Annotated in this window: 14 protein-coding genes and 1 tRNA gene; 8 read left to right on the top strand and 7 right to left on the bottom strand. The window is 69.2% G+C overall.

Going from position 1 to position 16,444, the window contains the following annotated elements; translation table 11 throughout:
* The 3 genes from HY68_RS20145 to HY68_RS20135 are packed head-to-tail and all read left to right on the top strand — an operon-like array spanning position 1 to position 3,340.
* Positions 1-1,770 (top strand): branched-chain amino acid ABC transporter permease, encoded by a 1,770-nt coding sequence (locus HY68_RS20145; protein ID WP_041990836.1) that lies wholly within the window; start codon positions 1-3, stop codon positions 1,768-1,770.
* A gap of 5 nt (positions 1,771-1,775) precedes the next feature.
* Positions 1,776-2,627, top strand: coding sequence for an ABC transporter ATP-binding protein (locus HY68_RS20140; protein ID WP_041996647.1), 852 nt, complete (start codon positions 1,776-1,778; stop codon positions 2,625-2,627).
* Positions 2,624-3,340, top strand: coding sequence for an ABC transporter ATP-binding protein (locus tag HY68_RS20135; RefSeq protein WP_041990835.1), 717 nt, complete (start codon positions 2,624-2,626; stop codon positions 3,338-3,340). Before HY68_RS20140 ends, HY68_RS20135 begins: the two co-directional genes overlap by 4 nt.
* Positions 3,341-3,432: 92 nt before the next feature.
* Here the strand turns inward: HY68_RS20135 and HY68_RS20130 are convergent, their stop codons facing one another.
* Positions 3,433-4,095, bottom strand: coding sequence for a response regulator (locus HY68_RS20130; protein ID WP_041990833.1), 663 nt, complete (start codon positions 4,093-4,095; stop codon positions 3,433-3,435).
* A gap of 94 nt (positions 4,096-4,189) precedes the next feature.
* Between HY68_RS20130 and HY68_RS20125 the strand changes: the two genes are divergently transcribed.
* Positions 4,190-4,275: transfer RNA gene (locus HY68_RS20125), tRNA-Leu, on the top strand.
* A gap of 84 nt (positions 4,276-4,359) precedes the next feature.
* Positions 4,360-4,965, top strand: a complete 606-nt coding sequence (locus tag HY68_RS20120; protein WP_041990831.1) for a hypothetical protein — start codon at positions 4,360-4,362, stop codon at positions 4,963-4,965.
* Between the two features lie 4 nt (positions 4,966-4,969).
* Here the strand turns inward: HY68_RS20120 and pyk are convergent, their stop codons facing one another.
* Complete coding sequence (pyk, locus tag HY68_RS20115; protein ID WP_041990829.1) at positions 4,970-6,403, bottom strand: pyruvate kinase; 1,434 nt, start codon at positions 6,401-6,403, stop codon at positions 4,970-4,972.
* A gap of 137 nt (positions 6,404-6,540) precedes the next feature.
* Positions 6,541-7,266 carry an SIMPL domain-containing protein gene (locus HY68_RS20110; RefSeq protein WP_041990827.1) on the bottom strand — a complete coding sequence of 242 codons (726 nt, stop codon included), beginning with the start codon at positions 7,264-7,266 and terminating at the stop codon, positions 6,541-6,543.
* 141 nt (positions 7,267-7,407) lie between these two features.
* Between HY68_RS20110 and HY68_RS20105 the strand changes: the two genes are divergently transcribed.
* Entirely contained in the window at positions 7,408-9,219 is a 1,812-nt protein-coding gene (locus tag HY68_RS20105) for a 5'-nucleotidase C-terminal domain-containing protein (RefSeq protein ID WP_041990825.1), read from the top strand.
* Between the two features lie 16 nt (positions 9,220-9,235).
* Here HY68_RS20105 and HY68_RS20100 read toward each other — a convergent pair whose 3' ends face one another.
* From HY68_RS20100 to HY68_RS20085, 4 genes are all read right to left on the bottom strand, one after another.
* The gene (locus HY68_RS20100) at positions 9,236-10,651 is read right to left on the bottom strand and encodes a SidA/IucD/PvdA family monooxygenase (protein WP_041990824.1); all 1,416 of its coding nucleotides are present in this window, start codon (positions 10,649-10,651) and stop codon (positions 9,236-9,238) included.
* A gap of 233 nt (positions 10,652-10,884) precedes the next feature.
* Positions 10,885-13,377, bottom strand: a complete 2,493-nt coding sequence (gene pepN, locus HY68_RS20095) for an aminopeptidase N (RefSeq protein ID WP_041990822.1) — start codon at positions 13,375-13,377, stop codon at positions 10,885-10,887.
* A gap of 203 nt (positions 13,378-13,580) precedes the next feature.
* Positions 13,581-13,916, bottom strand: a complete 336-nt coding sequence (locus HY68_RS20090; protein ID WP_041990820.1) for a chorismate mutase — start codon at positions 13,914-13,916, stop codon at positions 13,581-13,583.
* Between the two features lie 124 nt (positions 13,917-14,040).
* Positions 14,041-14,814 (bottom strand): serine protease, encoded by a 774-nt coding sequence (locus HY68_RS20085; RefSeq protein ID WP_041990819.1) that lies wholly within the window; start codon positions 14,812-14,814, stop codon positions 14,041-14,043.
* 201 nt (positions 14,815-15,015) lie between these two features.
* On the opposite strand from HY68_RS20085, the gene HY68_RS20080 reads away from it, so the two are divergent.
* Both HY68_RS20080 and HY68_RS45310 read left to right on the top strand, forming a co-directional pair.
* Complete coding sequence (locus HY68_RS20080) at positions 15,016-15,915, top strand: hypothetical protein (protein ID WP_041990817.1); 900 nt, start codon at positions 15,016-15,018, stop codon at positions 15,913-15,915.
* Between the two features lie 63 nt (positions 15,916-15,978).
* A partial coding sequence (locus tag HY68_RS45310) for an ankyrin repeat domain-containing protein (RefSeq protein WP_041990815.1) occupies positions 15,979-16,444 on the top strand: 466 nt, incomplete at its 3' end.

The following is a 16,444-nucleotide window of genomic DNA, read 5'->3' as shown; positions in this document are numbered from 1 at the left end:
ATGACCACAGAAACCACCACACCCGGCGTCCGCGGCGTCGTCCCCCTGCCCAGCACCGCCGCCCGCACCCTCACCGCCGTCGGCGCGACCGCCACCATCATCAGCGGGTTCATGTCGTGGACCTACACCTCGGAATTCCCCGGCGACCTCACCGTCTACGGCTATCCCGCGGGTCTGCAGATCCTCGCCATCGTCGCCGCGCTGCTCGCCCTGCTCTTCGTCCTCACCCACTGGGACATCCGAGGGCTGCGCTGGCTCAACCCGACCCGCGCCACCAACCCGGTGTTCCTGGCGGCCGTCGCCACGTTCAGCGTCACCTGGTTCAGCGCGATCGCCATCGCCGTCGACCTCGGCGGACTTGCCAACCTCGACCCCGGCGCCTATGTCGCGGCCGTCGGCGGGCTCCTCACCCTGCTCGGCGCACTCGCGCTGCCCCACCCGGGCGACACGCTGCAGGACTACCTCACCAAGCCCGACACCATGCCGCAGGCCACGATGCCGGCCCCCTGGGTGCAGCGCGTCATCATCACCCTCGCCACCGCCGTCGGGCTGGTCATCTTCAGCTACGGCATCAGCATCGACAACGACGACAGCGAAACCTTCATCGGCTTCGTCCTGCTCATCCTGTTCGGTGCCTGGGCCGTCTTCGCCTCGGGGCTCCTCGACCGGTTCTCCGAACTCAACGGCCGGTACAAGGGATTCGCCACCTCCATGGCGTTCCTCGCCGCGGCGATCTTCCCGTTCACCCAGAGCGACGACCACAACGCCAACCTCGGCGTCAACATCCTCATCTTCGGCACCGTCGCCCTCGGTCTGAACATCGTCGTCGGCCTCACCGGACTCCTCGACCTCGGGTACGTCGCCTTCCTCGGCGTCGGCGCCTACGCGGCAGCCCTGGTGTCAGGATCCGAGTTCTCCCGCTTCTCCGGAGTGCAGTTCCCGTTCTGGGCGGCGGCGCTCACCGGCCTCGCGGCCTCACTGATCTTCGGCGTCCTCATCGGCGCGCCGACCCTGCGGCTACGCGGCGACTACCTCGCCATCGTGACCCTCGGGTTCGGAGAGATCTTCCGTATCGCCGTCAACAACATGAACGGCTCGTCGGGTCCCAACCTGACCAACGGCCCCAACGGCATCCCCGCCATCCCCGACCTGAACCTCTTCGGATTCGACTTCGGCATCGACCACGAACTCGGATCGTTCACCATCGGGCGCTTCGCCAACTACTTCTTCCTGATGCTGCTGATCACGGCACTCGTCGTGATCGTCTTCAACCGGGCGGCGGACTCCCGTATCGGCCGGTCCTGGATCGCCATCCGCGAGGACGAGACAGCCGCGACCGCCATGGGCATCAACGGCTTCCGCGTCAAGCTCATCGCCTTCGCCCTGGGCGCCTCGCTCGCCGGCCTCGCCGGTACGGTCAGCGCGCACGTCACCTACAGCGTCGTGCCCAACCCGTACCAGTTCGCCGGCTCCGCGCCGCCCAACTCGGCCTTCCTGCTGGCCGCCGTCGTCCTCGGCGGCATGGGTACGGTCAACGGCCCGATCCTCGGCGCCACCCTGCTCTACCTGATCCCCGAGAAGCTCGGCTTCCTGCAGAACTACGAGCTGCTCGCCTTCGGTATCGCACTCGTCCTGCTCATGCGCTTCCGGCCGGAAGGCATCATCGCCAACCGGCGGCGGCAGCTCGAATTCCACGACACCGGACAACTCGACACACCCGACGACACCCTCCCCACCAGCACCGTCGGCGTGACCAAGGCGGGGGCGTGACCACGATGACAACCGCGACCACCACCACCGTCCTCCAGGCGACCGGCGTCACCATGCGGTTCGGCGGCCTCACCGCCGTACGCTCCGTCGACCTCACCGTCAACAGCGGCGAGATCGTCGGGCTCATCGGCCCCAACGGCGCGGGCAAGACGACGTTCTTCAACTGCCTCACCGGGCTGTACGTGCCCACCGAGGGCACCGTCGCCTACAAAGGCACCGTCCTCCCCGCCAAACCGCACCTCGTCACCAGCGCCGGCATCGCCAGGACCTTCCAGAACATCCGGCTCTTCGCCAACATGACCGTCCTGGAGAACGTCCTCGTCGGACGGCACACCCGGACGAAGGAAGGCCTCTGGTCGGCGCTGCTCCGCGGCCCCGGCTTCAAGAAGGCCGAAGAGAAGTCACGCGCACGCGCCATGGAACTGCTCGAGTTCATCGGCCTCCAGCACAAGGCCGACCACCTCTCGCGCAACCTCCCCTACGGCGAACAGCGCAAGCTCGAAATCGCCCGCGCACTCGCCAGCGAACCCGGGCTGCTGCTCCTCGACGAACCCACAGCCGGCATGAACCCGCAGGAGACCCGGGCCACCGAGGAACTGGTCTTCTCCATCCGGGACCAGGGCATCGCCGTCCTCGTCATCGAGCACGACATGCGCTTCATCTTCAACCTGTGCGACCGGGTGGCCTGTCTCGTCCAGGGCGAAAAGCTCGTCGAAGGCACCCCCGACGTCGTCCAGGCCGACGAACGCGTCATCGCCGCGTACCTCGGCACACCCATGGACGACGACACCAACGGCGCCGACGAGACCACTCCCGCCGCCCCCGCCGCCGGAAACGCGGAAGGAGACACCAAATGACCGCGCTGCTCGAAGTCGAAGACCTCAAAGTCGCCTACGGCAAGATCGAAGCCGTCAAGGGAATCTCCTTCAGCGTCGAAGCCGGCCAGGTCGTCACTCTCATCGGCACCAACGGCGCGGGCAAGACCACCACCTTGCGCACCCTTTCCGGGCTGCTCAAGCCGGCCGGCGGCCGTATCAGCTTCGACGGGAAACCACTCGCCGGAATCCCCGCGCACAAAATCGTCTCCCTCGGGCTCGCCCACTCCCCCGAAGGCCGGCACATCTTCCCCCGCCTCACCATCGCGGAAAACCTCCAGCTCGGAGCGTTTCTCCGGACGGACAAGGCGGGCATCGAAAAGGACATCCAGCGCGCCTACGACCTCTTCCCCATTCTCGGGGAACGCCGGAAGCAGGCTGCGGGCACGCTCTCCGGCGGCGAACAGCAAATGCTCGCCATGGGCCGCGCCCTGATGTCCCAGCCGAAACTGCTCATGCTGGACGAGCCCTCCATGGGCCTCTCCCCCATCATGATGCAGAAGATCATGGCGACCATCGTGGAACTCAAGGCGGCCGGCACGACGATCCTGCTCGTCGAGCAGAACGCGCAGGCGGCCCTGTCGCTCGCCGACCACGGGCACGTCATGGAAATCGGCAGCATCGTCCTTTCCGGCACGGGACAGGACCTGCTGCACGACGAGTCGGTGCGGAAGGCGTACCTCGGCGAGGACTGACGCCGCCGATACACCACCGATACGCCGCACAGATACGACTGAGGCCCGCCCCGGGAACACATCCGGGGGCGGGCCTCAGCCATGGTCCCGTACTACGAGCCCTGCTCGCCCTTGGCGGCCTTCTTCTCCTCGGCGTCCTCGATGACCGCCTCGGCGACCTGCTGCATCGACAGCCGGCGGTCCATCGACGTCTTCTGGATCCACCGGAAGGCGGCCGGCTCGGTCAGCCCGTACTGCGTCTGCAGAACCGACTTCGCCCGGTCCACCAGCTTCCGCGTCTCCAGCCGCTGCGTGAGGTCGGCGACCTCCTGCTCCAGCGTCCGCAGCTCGGTGAACCGCGAGACCGCCATCTCGATGGCCGGCACCACGTCACTCTTGCTGAACGGCTTCACCAGATACGCCATGGCCCCGGCGTCCCGGGCCCGCTCCACGAGATCGCGCTGCGAGAACGCGGTCAGCATCAGGACCGGCGCGATGGACTCGGCGGCGATCTGCTCGGCGGCGGAGATCCCGTCCAGGACGGGCATCTTCACATCCAGGATCACCAGATCGGGCCGGTGCTCCCGCGCCAACTCCACCGCCTGCTGCCCGTCCCCGGCCTCACCGACGACGGAATAGCCCTCTTCTTCGAGCATCTCCTTGAGATCGAGACGAATCAGCGCCTCGTCCTCGGCGATGACGACACGCGTCGTCAGCGGCGGGACGTGCGACTTGTCGTCATCGTCGACGGGCTGGGGCGACTCGGGGGTGGTCACGGGGAGCTCCTTGTAGCGGGGCGCAGGCTGCATCCATGAGCCTACCTAGCTGATGCACCCATTGGTCACCGGGTACAATCTCATCAGCAATCTGGCCGGGTTGGCGGAATGGCTTACGCGGATGTCTCAAACACATCTGTCCGAAAGGACATACGGGTTCGAGTCCCGTACCCGGCACCAATGCGATGAAAGTGGATGTTCACATTCCGGTGAACATCCACTTTTCGTTACCCAGGGGCACGATGTATCACACACAGTGCGTGTATGACTCGCCCCTGCCCCGCGCCTCCGGCCGACACCGCCACGTACAGCTACCTCTTGGGCCTCTACCTCGGCGACGGCTGCATAAGCCCGCATCCGCACGGCGGCCAGTACCTGCGTATCGCGTGCGCCGACGCCTGGCCCGGACTCATAGAACGGTGCCGCACGGCCATCCTGACGGTGCGGCCGGGAGCGTCCGTGTCCCTCGTCCAGAAGCAGGGGTGCGTCGCGGTGAGCAGCTACGACCGTCACTGGCCCTGCCTGTTCCCCCAGCACGGCCTCGGCCCCAAGCACGAGCGGACGATCGCACTCGAAGCCTGGCAGCAGGTCATCGTCGGCCGACATCCGTGGGAACTCGTGCGCGGGCTCGTGCACTCCGACGGGTGCCGGACCATGAACTGGACCACCCGGCTGGTCGCGGGTGAGCGACGACGGTACGAGTATCCCCGCTACTTCTTCACCAACAAGTCGGCCGACATCACGCGGCTGTTCACGGACGCTCTGGACGTCGTCGGTGTCGCCTGGAAGCGGGCCAACGCCAAGAACATATCCGTGGCCCGCCGTGCGTCCGTCGCGCTGATGGACGCGTACGTCGGGCCCAAGTACTGATCCGCTACTTCGGGCTGTCGTCCTCGCCGATGTGGTGGACGCGGACCATGTTCGTCGTGCCTGCTACCCCCGGCGGGGAGCCCGCCGTGATTACCACTATGTCGCCCTGCCGGCAGCGGCCGCTGCTCAGGAGTAGTTCGTCGACCTGGTCGACCATCGCGTCCGTCGTGTCCACGTACGGGCCCAGGAACGTTTCCGTGCCCCAGGTGAGGTTGAGCTGGCTGCGGGTGGCCGGGTCGGGGGTGAAGGCCAGGAGGGGGATCGGGGAGCGGTAGCGGGAGAGGCGTTTGACCGTGTCGCCGGACTGGGTGAAGGCGACCAGGGCCGTCGCGCCGAGGAAGTCGCCCATTTCCGCGGCGGCGCGGGCGACGGCGCCGCCCTGGGTGCGGGGTTTGCTGCTTTCGGTCAGTTCCGGGAGGCCCTTGGCGAGGATGTCCTCCTCCGCCGCCTCGACGATGCGGCCCATCGTCCGGACCGTTTCGACCGGGTACTTTCCGACGCTGGTCTCGCCGGAGAGCATGACCGCGTCCGTGCCGTCGATGACGGCGTTGGCGACGTCGGAGGCCTCCGCGCGGGTGGGGCGGCTGTTCTCGATCATGGAGTCGAGCATCTGCGTGGCGACGATGACCGGTTTGGCGTTGCGCCGGGCGAGGTTCACGGCGCGCTTCTGGACCATGGGGACTTGTTCGAGGGGCATTTCCACGCCGAGGTCGCCGCGCGCGACCATGATCCCGTCGAAAGCGGCCACGATGCCGTCGATGTTCTCGACGGCCTGGGGCTTTTCGACTTTGGCGATGACGGGGAGGCGCCGGCCTTCTTCGTCCATGACCCGGTGGACGTCGACGATGTCCGCCCCGCTGCGCACGAAGGAGAGGGCGATGACGTCGGCGCCGGTGCGCAGCGCCCAGCGGAGGTCGTCGATGTCCTTTTCACTGAGTGCGGGGACGGAGACGGCGACGCCGGGGAGGTTGAGTCCTTTGTGGTCGGAGACCATGCCGCCTTCGACGACCGTGGTGCGGACGCGCGGTCCGTCGACCTCGGTGACTTCGAGGGTGACTTTCCCGTCGTCGACCAGGATGCGTTCACCGGCGGTGACGTCGGCGGCGAGCCCGGGGTAGGTGGTGCCGCAGGTGTGGCGGTCGCCGTGGTGGGGTTCGACGGTGATGGTGAACGCGTCGCCGCGTTCAAGCAGTACCGGGCCTTCCCGGAAGGTGCCGAGTCGGATCTTCGGACCTTGAAGGTCGGCGAGGATTCCGACATTGCGGCCCGTCTCGTCCGCCGCTTTGCGTACCCGCTGGTACCGGTCCTCGTGCTCGGCGTAACTGCCGTGGCTGAGATTGAGTCTCGCGACGTCCATTCCGGCTTCGACCAGGGCTTTTATCTGGTCGTACGAGTCGGTTGCGGGCCCCAGGGTACAGACGATCTTTGCTCGGCGCATATATCGAGAGTAGACCTTACCGGCGGGTAGGTAATTGGACCGGAATGACGAGGTAACAACCTCCGGGTGAAAGGTTGTTGACAAGGATTGAATTGTGCGGGGGGTCGCTCTTTTGAGCAATTCCCCGGCCTTTTCGGTTACGCGCCGAGGTCGGGCGGTGTCATGGTGAAGCGGGCATTCACCTGTGCGTAAACGGTCTGCCGCTGCGGTTCGAGATCGAGCGCGGGGGCTTCTTCCTCCTGGCCGGCGCCGAAGGACGCGCGGCTGCGCATGGCGCCGCCGGGGGCGGGGGGCGCGTAGGCCGCTGCGCTGTTCTCGGCGCCGAGGTCGGCGAGTTCCACGAGGGCCGCGAGGTCGGCGCCGACGGCTTCGGCGTATTCGCGGGCGCGCTGCACCGCTTCGCGTACGGCCTGGCGGCGGGCGTCGCCCCGGGCGGGCGAGTCGGGGCGCAGCGCCCACCAGGGTCCGGTGACATGGGTGAGGTCGAGGTCGGCGAGGCGGGTGGTGAGTTCGCCGAGTGCGGTGAAGTCGTTGAGTTCGGCGGTGAGATGGACCCGGCCGTGGTAGGTGCGGATACGTTCGGTGCGGCCGCGCCGGGTGAGTTCGGGGCTGATGGAGAACGCGCCGGTCTCGATCTTCTCGACTGCCTCGCCGTAGCTCTTGACCAGGTCGAGGACCTGGCTGTTACGGCGGGTGAGGTCTTCCAGCGCGGTGCGCCGGTCGGTGCCGCGGGCGTCGACGGCGATGCTGATGCGGGCGATCTCGGGGTCGACTTCGAGGCGCGCTTCGCCGCGCACGGCGACGCGCGGGGTGCCGGGGGTGCCGTAGGGGACGGCGGTGTCCGTGGGCGTTTCGGCCGTCATGGGTGTTTGCTCCTTCGCGGGCGGGGAGTTGGGGCGGCGACAAGACAGGTGTTCACTCTGGCAGGTGTTGTCCGGCGGGGGCTCGTGGGTCATTATCTACGCGCGTTGTTTCATCGGGATCGGGTTGGACGAGGGAGTGGCATGTCGCTGGATCGTAGGACTTTCCTGGGGAGTTCGGCTGTGGCCGGTGCGGGTGCGGCGTTGGTGGGAGGGGTCGCTGCGCCGGCCGAGGCACACGGTCACAAGCCGGGTCACGGCGGCGGCCACGCGCCCCAGCGCTATTCGTTCACGGTGCTGGGTACGACGGATCTGCACGGTAACGCGCTGAACTGGGACTACTTCACCGACAAGGAGTTCGACGACGCGGCGCACAACGATGTGGGCCTGGCGAAGATCTCGACGATGGTGGACGGGATCCGCCGGGAGCGCGGCCGTCGCAACACGCTGCTGATCGACGCGGGTGACACGATCCAGGGCACCCAGCTCTCGTACTACTACGCGAAGGTCGACCCGATCACCGCGAAGCACGGCCCGGTGCATCCGATGGCGCAGGCGATGAACGCGATCGGCTACGACGCGGCGGCGTTGGGCAATCACGAGTTCAACTACGGCATTCCGGTGCTGCGGAAGTTCGAGGAGCAGTGCGACTTCCCGCTGTTGGGGGCCAACGCCCTGGACGCGAAGACGCTGCGTCCCGCCTTCGCGCCGTATGTGATCAAGAAGCTGCGCACCCCGCAGGGCCGTGAGGTGCGGGTGGCGGTGCTGGGGCTGACGAACCCGGGGATCGCGATCTGGGACAAGGTCAATGTGCAGGGGAAGATGACGTTCCCCGGTCTGGAGGAGCAGGCGGCGAAGTGGGTGCCGAAGCTCCGCTCGATGGGCGCGGACGTCGTGATCGTCTCCGCGCACTCGGGCGCCGACGGCACGTCCTCGTACGGCGACCAGGTGCCGTACGTGGAGAACGCGGCGGCGCTGGTGGCGGAGCAGGTGCCGGGGATCGACGCGATCCTGGTGGGCCACGCGCATGTGGAGATCCCGGAGCGGCGGGTGGTCAACAAGGAGTCCGGCAAGGAGGTGGTGCTGTCGGAGCCGCTCAAGTGGGGCCAGCGGCTGACGGTGTTCGACTTCGACCTGGTCTGGGAGCGGGGCGGCTGGTCGGTGGAGCGGGTCGCGTCCAAGGTGCTGAACTCGAACACGGCCGTCGAGGACAAGAAGATCACCAAGATGCTCTCGGGCGAGCATCGCAAGGTCGTGGCGTATGTGAACCAGGTGATCGGTACGTCGTCGGTGACGATGACGACGGCCGAGGCGGCCTGGAAGGACGAGCCGATCATCGATCTGATCAACCATGTGCAGACGGAGACGGTGAAGGCGGCGCTGGCGGGCGGCGAGTACGCGGCGCTGCCGGTGCTGTCGCAGGCGTCGTGCTTCTCCCGTACGGCCGTCATCCCGGCGGGCAATGTGACGATCAAGGACGCGGCGGGGCTGTACCCGTTCGAGAACACCCTGGAGGCGCGGCTGCTGACGGGGGCTCAGATCCAGGAGTACCTGGAGTTCTCGGCGCGGTACTACGTGCAGACGGCGGCGGGCGCTCCGGTGGACCCGGCGAAGCTGACGAACGCGGGCAACACACCGGACTACAACTACGACGCGGTGTCGGGGCTGACGTACGAGATCGACATCGCGAAGCCGGCCGGGTCGCGGATCGCCAATCTGCGGTTCGAGGGCAACGCGCTGGACCCGGCGGCGCGGTTCGTGCTGGCGGTGAACAACTACCGGGCGAGCGGCGGCGGTAACTTCCCGCAGGTGGCGACGGCCCAGCAGGTGTGGGCCAATTCGGACGAGATCCGTAACACGATCATCGCGTGGGTGCAGGCGGCGGGTTCCGTCGATCCCGCGTCGTTCGCCTCGGTGGACTGGAAGCTGACGCGGGACGGTACGCCGGTCTTCTAGGGACGTTCCAGCTGTTTCAGCGGACTTCGGTGAGCGGGACCAGGCCCCTGGGTGCGGGCACCTTGCGGGTCCGGTCCTGCCCGTCGAGTCCGAAGCTGGTGAAGGCGGTGCGCCGGGGCAGCGGGTAGGGCTCGTTGCCGGTCAGGTGGTTGAGGATGGTGGCGCTGCGCCAGGCGGCGAGGCCGAGGTCGGGGGCTCCGACGCCGTGGCTGTGCCGTTCGGCGTTCTGGACGTAGACGGAGCCGGTGACGGACGGGTCGAGGACGAGCCGGTGGTGTTCGTCGACGCGCGGCCGGGTGGCGGCGTCGCGCCGCATGTAGGGGTCGAGTCCGGCGAGGATCCGGTCGAGGGGACGTTCCCGGTAGCCGGTGGCGAGGACGACGGCGTCGGTGGTGAGCCGGGACCTGGCGCCCTGCTGGGTGTGTTCGAGGTGGAGTTCGACCTTGGTGGTGGCGACCCGGCCAGCCGTGCGGACGTTGACCCCGGGGGTGAGGACGGCGTCGGGCCAGCCGCCGTGCAGGGTCCGGCGGTAGAGCTCGTCGTGGATGGCCGCGATGGTGTCGGCGTCGATGCCCTTGTGCAACTGCCATTGCCTGGGCAGCAGTTCGCCGCGCACGTGTTCGGGCAGCGCGTGGAAGTAGTGGGTGTAGTCGGGCGTGAAGTGTTCGAGGCCGAGCTTCGAGTACTCCATGGGGGCGAACGCCTCGGTGCGGGCGAGCCAGTGCAGTTTCTCGGCGCCGGCCGGCCGGGCGCGGAGCAGGTCGAGGAAGACCTCGGCGCCGGACTGGCCCGAGCCGATGACGGTGATGTGCTCGGCGGCGAGGATCCGTTCGCGGTGGTCGAGGTAGTCGGCCGCGTGGATGACGGGCACGGCGGGTGTCTCGACGAGGGGTTTGAGCGGGTCGGGGATGTACGGCTCGGTGCCGACGCCGAGAGCGATGTTGCGGGTGTAGGTGCGGCCGAGGGCTTCCGCCTCGCCTTCACCGTCGAGCTGGGTGAAGTCGACCTCGTAGAGGCCGCGTTCGGGGTTCCAGCGGACCGCGTCGACCTGATGCCCGAAGTGCAGCGCGGGGAGTTGTTCACTGACCCAGCGGCAGTAGGCGTCGTACTCGGCGCGCTGGATGTGGAAGCGCTCGGCGAAGTAGAAGGGGTACAGCCGCTCGCGGGCGCGCAGATAGCTGAGGAAGGACCAGGGGTTCGCGGGGTCGGCGAGGGTGACGAGGTCCGCCAGGAAGGGCACTTGGAGGCCGGCGCCCTCGATGAGCATCCCCGGGTGCCACTGGAAGGACGGGTTCTGGTCGAAGAAGGCGGCCCTGATGCCGCCGTGCACGCCGTCGGCGAGCGCGGCGAGGGAGAGGTTGAACGGGCCGATGCCGATGCCCACCAGGTCGTGCGGCTGGTTGAGGTCGTCGGGGGCGTGTGGGGTGGTCATCGGCTGCGGTGCCTTCCACGAGGGTGACAGGGCCTTCGGGGGCTGGACTGCCCCGGTGTTCAACGACCCGTGCCCGGCACCGGTATTGCCCCTTGAGGGTGGTTTGGGCGCGGCCGGCACCGGCCCCGGTGGCTGGGGTCGGTACCGGCCGCGTCCTCGCGTACCGGAATGCGCGTGTCGGAATGCGCGTGTCGGAATGCGCGTCTCGGAATGCGCGTCTCGGATTGCGCGGATCAGGCTTCGCGTACGCGCAGGGCGCGGGCGAGGTCGTCGATCTGGTCGGCCAGTTTGCGGCGCAGCGACGGGGTCAGCTCGCCGTGGTCGAGGGCTTCCCTGCCGAGGCGGAGGTTTTCCTCGTCGATGGCGTACTGGGGGAAGGCGTGCCGGCCGACGGCTTCGGCGATGGCGGTGCCGCGCCGGCCCGCGAGCGTGGCGGCGTCGGTGTAGTAGCGGGGTACGTAGTCACGCAGCACGTCCGTCTGTTCGGGCTGCCAGAAGCCTTGCGCGGTGGCGGTGAAGAGGTAGTTGGACAGGGTGTCGTCGGTGAACAGCCGGGCCCAGGCGGCTGCTTTGGCCTCGGGGCCGGGGAGTGCGGCCCGGCAGCGGGCGGCGCCTTCCTGCCCGGTGGCGCTGGGGTCGCGGTCGAGTTCGGCGGCGATGGCGGGCTCGTCGACGGCGCCGAGTACGGCGAGGCGGGTGAGGACGCGCCAGCGCAGTTCGGGGTCGAGGTCGGGGCCGCCGGGGACACCGCCCGAGTCCAGCCAGTCCTGGATGGCGGCGGGTTGGGTGGCCGCGTCGATGAAGTGCCGTACGGCGGTGAGGCGCAGCCCCGGGTTGCTGCCGTCCTCGGTGCGGCGGATCAGGTCGCGGCAGATGTCGGTGAGGGTGGCGAGCGCGGTGTGCCGCTGGGGCGCCGGGAGGTAGCGGTCGGTGACGTGGGTGGCCGCGAAGGCGAGGACGCCCTGGACGATGGCGAGGTCGGGTTCGTGCGGGAGGTGGGCGCGGGCTGCTTCGAGGTGGTCGGCGGGGGCGAGCTGGCCGTCGCGGACCATGTCGCGTGCGGCGTTCCAGATGACGGCGCGGGTGAGCGGGTCGGGAATGCCGGAGAGCGAACTGAGCGCGATGGCCCAGGATTCGGGGTCGAGCCGGATCTTGGCGTAGGTGAGGTCGCCGTCGTTGAGCACGACGAGGGCGGGCCGCGCGCCGGGGCGGGTGAGGGGCCCTTCGGTGCGGGGGATGTCGAGGTCGAGGCGGTCGCGCCGGACGAGCCGGCCCGGGTCGACGACGTCGATGTCGTAGGTGCCGACGGTGATGTGGTGGGGACGGCTGCCGTCGTGCGCGACGTCGAGGCTCCAGCCGTCGGCGGTCTGGGTGACGGTGGGGGTGAGGGTGTCGACGCCGGTGGTGCGCAGCCACGCGTCGGCCCAGGCGTGCACGTCGCGTTCGGTGGCCTGGCCGAGGGAGTCGATGAAGTCGGCGAGGGTGGCGTTGCCGAACTTGTGCCGGGCGAAGTGGGTGTTGATGCCGGCGAGGAAGTCCTTCTCACCGAGCCAGGCGACGAGTTGGCGCAGCGCCGAGGCGCCCTTGGCGTAGGAGATGCCGTCGAAGTTGAGCATGGCGGCGTCCACGTCGGGGACGGCTTCGGGGTCGGGGGCGACGGGGTGCGTGGTGGGCCGCTGGTCGGCGTCGTACCCCCAGGCCTTGCGTCCGATGCCGAAGTCGACCCAGGTGTCGGTGTAGTGGGTGGCTTCGGTGAGGGTCTGGTAGCCCATGTACTCGGCGAACGACTCGTTGAGCCAGATGTCGTCCCACCAGGCGAGGGTGACGAGGTCGCCGAACCACATGTGGGCCATTTCGTGGGCGATGACCATGGCGCGGGTCTGGCGTTCGGTGTCGGTGACCGCCGAGCGGTAGATGAACTCGTCGCGGAAGGTGACGAGTCCGGGGTTCTCCATGGCGCCCCAGTTGAACTCGGGGACGAACGCCTGGTCGTAGGAGTCGAAGGGGTAGGGCTCCTCGAACTTCTCGTGGTAGCGGTCGAAGCAGGCGCGGGTGAGGCCGAGGATCTCGTCGGCGTCCACGTCGAGGTGGGGCGCGAGGGAGCGGCGGCAGTGGATGCCGAAGGGCAGTCCGGCGTGTTCGGTGCGTACGGAGTGCCAGGGTCCCGCGGCGACGGCGACGAGATAGGTGGAGATCCGGGGCGTGGGGGCGAGGCTCCAGTGTCCCGCGCCGTTGTGGGTGGCGACGCCGTTGCCGAGCACGGTCCACTCTTCGGGCGCCGTGACGTCGAGTTCGAAGACGGCCTTGAGGTCGGGCTGGTCGAAGGCGGGGAAGACGCAGGCGACGTCGCTGGGGCCGAGCGAGGTGTAGAGGTAGGTCTCGCCGTCGGCCGGGTCGGTGAAGCGGTGCATGCCTTCGCCGGTGTGCGAGTACGGCATGTCGGCCTCGACGCGCAGCTCGTGGGCGCCGGGGTCGAGCCCGGTGAGGGCCAGCCGGTTGCCGGTGAGCGCGCCGGGGTCGAGCGGGTGGCCGTCGAGGGTGAGGGTGCGCAGTGCGGCCGGCCTGAGTTCGACGAAGGTGTCTCCGGCAGCCCGGGTGGTGAAGTGGATGGTGGTGCGGGAGTCGAAGGTGTCGTCGCCGGTGGTCAGATCGAGGCTGATCGAGTACCGGTGGACTTCGAGGAGCCGGGCACGGGTCTGCGCTTCGTCGCGCGTCAGTACGGACATGGGGCCATGCTGCCTGATGGCCACGGACGAGTGCAGCAGGGTTCTGCGAGCGGCCGAAGCCCCGCGCGCACCCCTGACCGGGCGCCCGCGCCGTGCCGTCGTCCGCGGTCGGGGCCCGCGGTGGCTGCCGGGAGCGCGCCAGGGAGTGGCCGCGAGCGTGCGTGCCGGGCATCGTGAGCCGGACGCGACTTCGCGGACCCGACCTAGGGGCGCTGTTCCGCGTCGCCGCGGGCGCCCGCGATCGTCTCGTGGTGGCGGATCACCTCGGCCACGATGAAGTTGAGCAGCTTCTCGGCGAAGGCCGGGTCCAGCTTGGCGCTTTCGGCGAGGCTGCGCAGCCGGGCGATCTGCCGGGCCTCGCGCGCCGGGTCGGCGGGCGGCAGGTGGTGGGCCGCCTTGAGGTGGCCGACCTGCTGGGTGCACTTGAAGCGTTCGGCGAGCATGTGTACGACGGCGGCGTCGATGTTGTCGATACTCCCGCGGAGGCGGTTCAGCTCGGCTGTTACGGACGCGTCGTCGGCCAGGTCGCTCGTGGTCATGGTCGGGCAGCTTAGACGGAGCGGGCGGTCCGGGCGGGAGGCTGCTCAGGATGCGGGACACGCGTACGAGTGGTGCGGTGTGCCGGTTCGTACGCGTGTCCCGTTCCGGTGGTGTCAGCTCAGGTCACAGTCCGGCCGCGGCCGACGCGATGGCGGAGGCGAAGGTGGACACCTGGCTGTAGACGCCGGGGTAGCCCGCCCGGGCGCAGCCGTTGCCCCAGCTCACGATGCCGACCTGGATCCAGGCGCCGGCGTTGTCCTTGCGGAACATGGGTCCGCCGGAGTCGCCCTGGCAGGTGTCGGTGCCGCCCTGGGCGTAGCCCGCGCAGATCTCGTCGCTCGCGACGAGGTCGCTGCCGTAGGACGCGCGGCAGGAGGTGTCGGAGACGAACGGCACGGTGGCCTTGAGCAGGTAGCGCTGCTGGGCGCCGTTCTCGCTGGCCGAGCCCCAGCCCGCGATGGTGAAGGTGCCGCTGTCGTAGGCCGTGGTGGTGGCGATCTTCAGGGTGGGCTGGTTGATGTTCTTGGCGAGCTTGATCAGCGCCCAGTCCTTGCCGTAGCCGTTGTAGCCGGGGGCCTGCAGGACCTTGGTGGACTTGACCTTGACCGCGCTGGAGCTCTGCAGGTCCACGACGCCCGCCGTGGCCGTGATGCTGGTGTTGTTGCCGCTTCCGTCGACGCAGTGGGCGGCGGTGAGGACGATGTTGGGCGCGTAGAGCGCGCCGCCGCAGCCCATGGACAGGCGGACCATGAACGGGAATTCGCCCTGGGCGGCGCGGGTGCCGCCGACGACCGGCGCGGGCGCCGCCGATGCGGAGGAGGGCTGGAGGCTGACGGCTGCGAGGATGACGGCGCCGGCGGCGGCGCATCTCTTGAGGGTGCGCAGGAGCTGCTTCAACGGACTGCCCTTCGTGGGGGACGGGTTCGTACTCCGCCGGGCTCATGGGATGTCATGTGCCCGACAAATGTTGGTCCGGAGTATGGAGAGCCCGCAGAGGTCGCCACAAGTGGCTGTTTTCGGCCATCGGCCCGCCCCGCCGTATTCTTGACGCGGGTCGGCCGCCACACCGCTGTGCGGCCTCGCAGTGGGGGTGCTGATGTGAGAGACGCCAGTGAGGTCGTCCACGGCTACCCGCATCTCGACACGGTCCGCGCGGCCCTGACCGCCCTGTACCGGCGGCTCTCGTCGGACACGATCCTCTCGTACGCGCCGAGCGTCGCCCCCGCCGACGTCGCCTTCTCCGACGTGGACGATCTGCACCTCGGGGCGCAGCGGGTGGCCCGCGCGCTGGTCCAGCAGCTGCGGCTGCCGGACGCGCGGATGATCGTGAGCTTCTCCGAGATGGAGCACGCGGCGAGCGTCGAGCTGACCGCGGGACCCGAGTACTTCATCGAGCTGAACGACCGGTTCCGTACCCATCGCAGGGACATCGGCGCCGCCCTCGCGCACGAGATCACCCATGTCCTGCTGCACCGGCTCGGGCTCAGCTTCCCCGGCACCCGGGACAACGAGATCCTCACCGACACGGCCACGACGTACCTCGGCGCCGGGTGGCTGCTGCTCGACGCGTACCGCGAGGACCGCGACTCCAGCCAGAAGCTCGGCTACCTCACCCCCGAGGAGTTCGGTTACGTGCTCGCGAAGCGGGCGCTGGTCTTCGAGGAGGACCCCCGGATCTGGTTCACCAGCCCGCAGGGGTACACCGCGTACACCAAGGGCAAGGCGCAGGCGCTGCGGGACGAGCAGCAGCCGCCGCTGACGACGGCCGGCTGGGCGGGCAGGCACCGCTACGCCAAGGACCGCCGCTATGCGCTGGACCACTCCGCCGCTCCCCCGGCGGCCGACCCCGGCATGCCGTACGCCTTCGAGCGGGTCGGGGACGGACTGCGGGTCGCGTTCGCCTGCCCCACATGCCAACAGCGGATCCGGGTACCGGTCCGGGGCCGGGTCAGAGCCCGGTGCGGGCTGTGCAGGACCGTGCTCGAATGCGATACGTGAGGGAAAGGCGCGCCCCCGAGGGGCGTGAGGGTCATGACGAACGGCAGACCCTGGGATCGAAGCATGACCGGTGAGCCCACGGCGGGTGTCCAGGGTCTGTTCGCCGCTGTCTACGGCGGGGCGCAGGACACCGTCGTCCAACTGCTCAGGGCCGGCGTGCCGGCCGAGGCCACCGACGAGGACGGGCAGAGCGCGCTGTACCTGGCGGCGGTCAGCGACGAGCCGGGCGTGGCGCGGCTGCTGCTGGCCGCCGGGGCCGATCCGGACCGGGCGAGCGGCGAGGACGGCGCGGACCTGCCGCTCTGCGGCGCCGCGTGCGGCGGGCACACCGAGGTCGTACGGGCGCGGCTCGCCGGCGGCGCCCAGCCGGACCGGCGTGAGGCGTTCGGGTTCACTGCCGTCGCCTGGGCGGTCGTGCAGGGCTTCGCCGACACGCTGGAGGCGCTGCTGGAGCACGGCGCCGACCCCGATCTGCCGGGGCCCGGCGGGGAGCGGCCGCTGGTGCTGGCCGCCCGCAGGGGCTCGCCCG

The organism is Streptomyces sp. AcH 505, assembly GCF_000818175.1.
GTDB lineage: Bacteria > Actinomycetota > Actinomycetes > Streptomycetales > Streptomycetaceae > Streptomyces.
The sequence above is the reverse complement of the archived record's forward strand: the minus strand, read 5'-3'. Positions and strand labels throughout refer to the sequence as shown.

Excerpts from the sequence above, each read along its gene's own strand:
- HY68_RS20145 (WP_041990836.1), top strand. The coding sequence starts at position 1 with ATGACCACAGAAACCACCACACCCGGCGTCCGCGGCGTCGTCCCCCTG.
- HY68_RS20140 (WP_041996647.1), top strand. The coding sequence starts at position 1,776 with ATGACAACCGCGACCACCACCACCGTCCTCCAGGCGACCGGCGTCACC.
- HY68_RS20135 (WP_041990835.1), top strand. The coding sequence starts at position 2,624 with ATGACCGCGCTGCTCGAAGTCGAAGACCTCAAAGTCGCCTACGGCAAG.
- HY68_RS20120 (WP_041990831.1), top strand. The coding sequence starts at position 4,360 with ATGACTCGCCCCTGCCCCGCGCCTCCGGCCGACACCGCCACGTACAGC.
- pyk (WP_041990829.1), bottom strand. The coding sequence starts at position 6,403 with ATGCGCCGAGCAAAGATCGTCTGTACCCTGGGGCCCGCAACCGACTCG.
- HY68_RS20110 (WP_041990827.1), bottom strand. The coding sequence starts at position 7,266 with ATGACGGCCGAAACGCCCACGGACACCGCCGTCCCCTACGGCACCCCC.
- HY68_RS20105 (WP_041990825.1), top strand. The coding sequence starts at position 7,408 with ATGTCGCTGGATCGTAGGACTTTCCTGGGGAGTTCGGCTGTGGCCGGT.
- HY68_RS20100 (WP_041990824.1), bottom strand. The coding sequence starts at position 10,651 with ATGACCACCCCACACGCCCCCGACGACCTCAACCAGCCGCACGACCTG.
- pepN (WP_041990822.1), bottom strand. The coding sequence starts at position 13,377 with ATGTCCGTACTGACGCGCGACGAAGCGCAGACCCGTGCCCGGCTCCTC.
- HY68_RS20090 (WP_041990820.1), bottom strand. The coding sequence starts at position 13,916 with ATGACCACGAGCGACCTGGCCGACGACGCGTCCGTAACAGCCGAGCTG.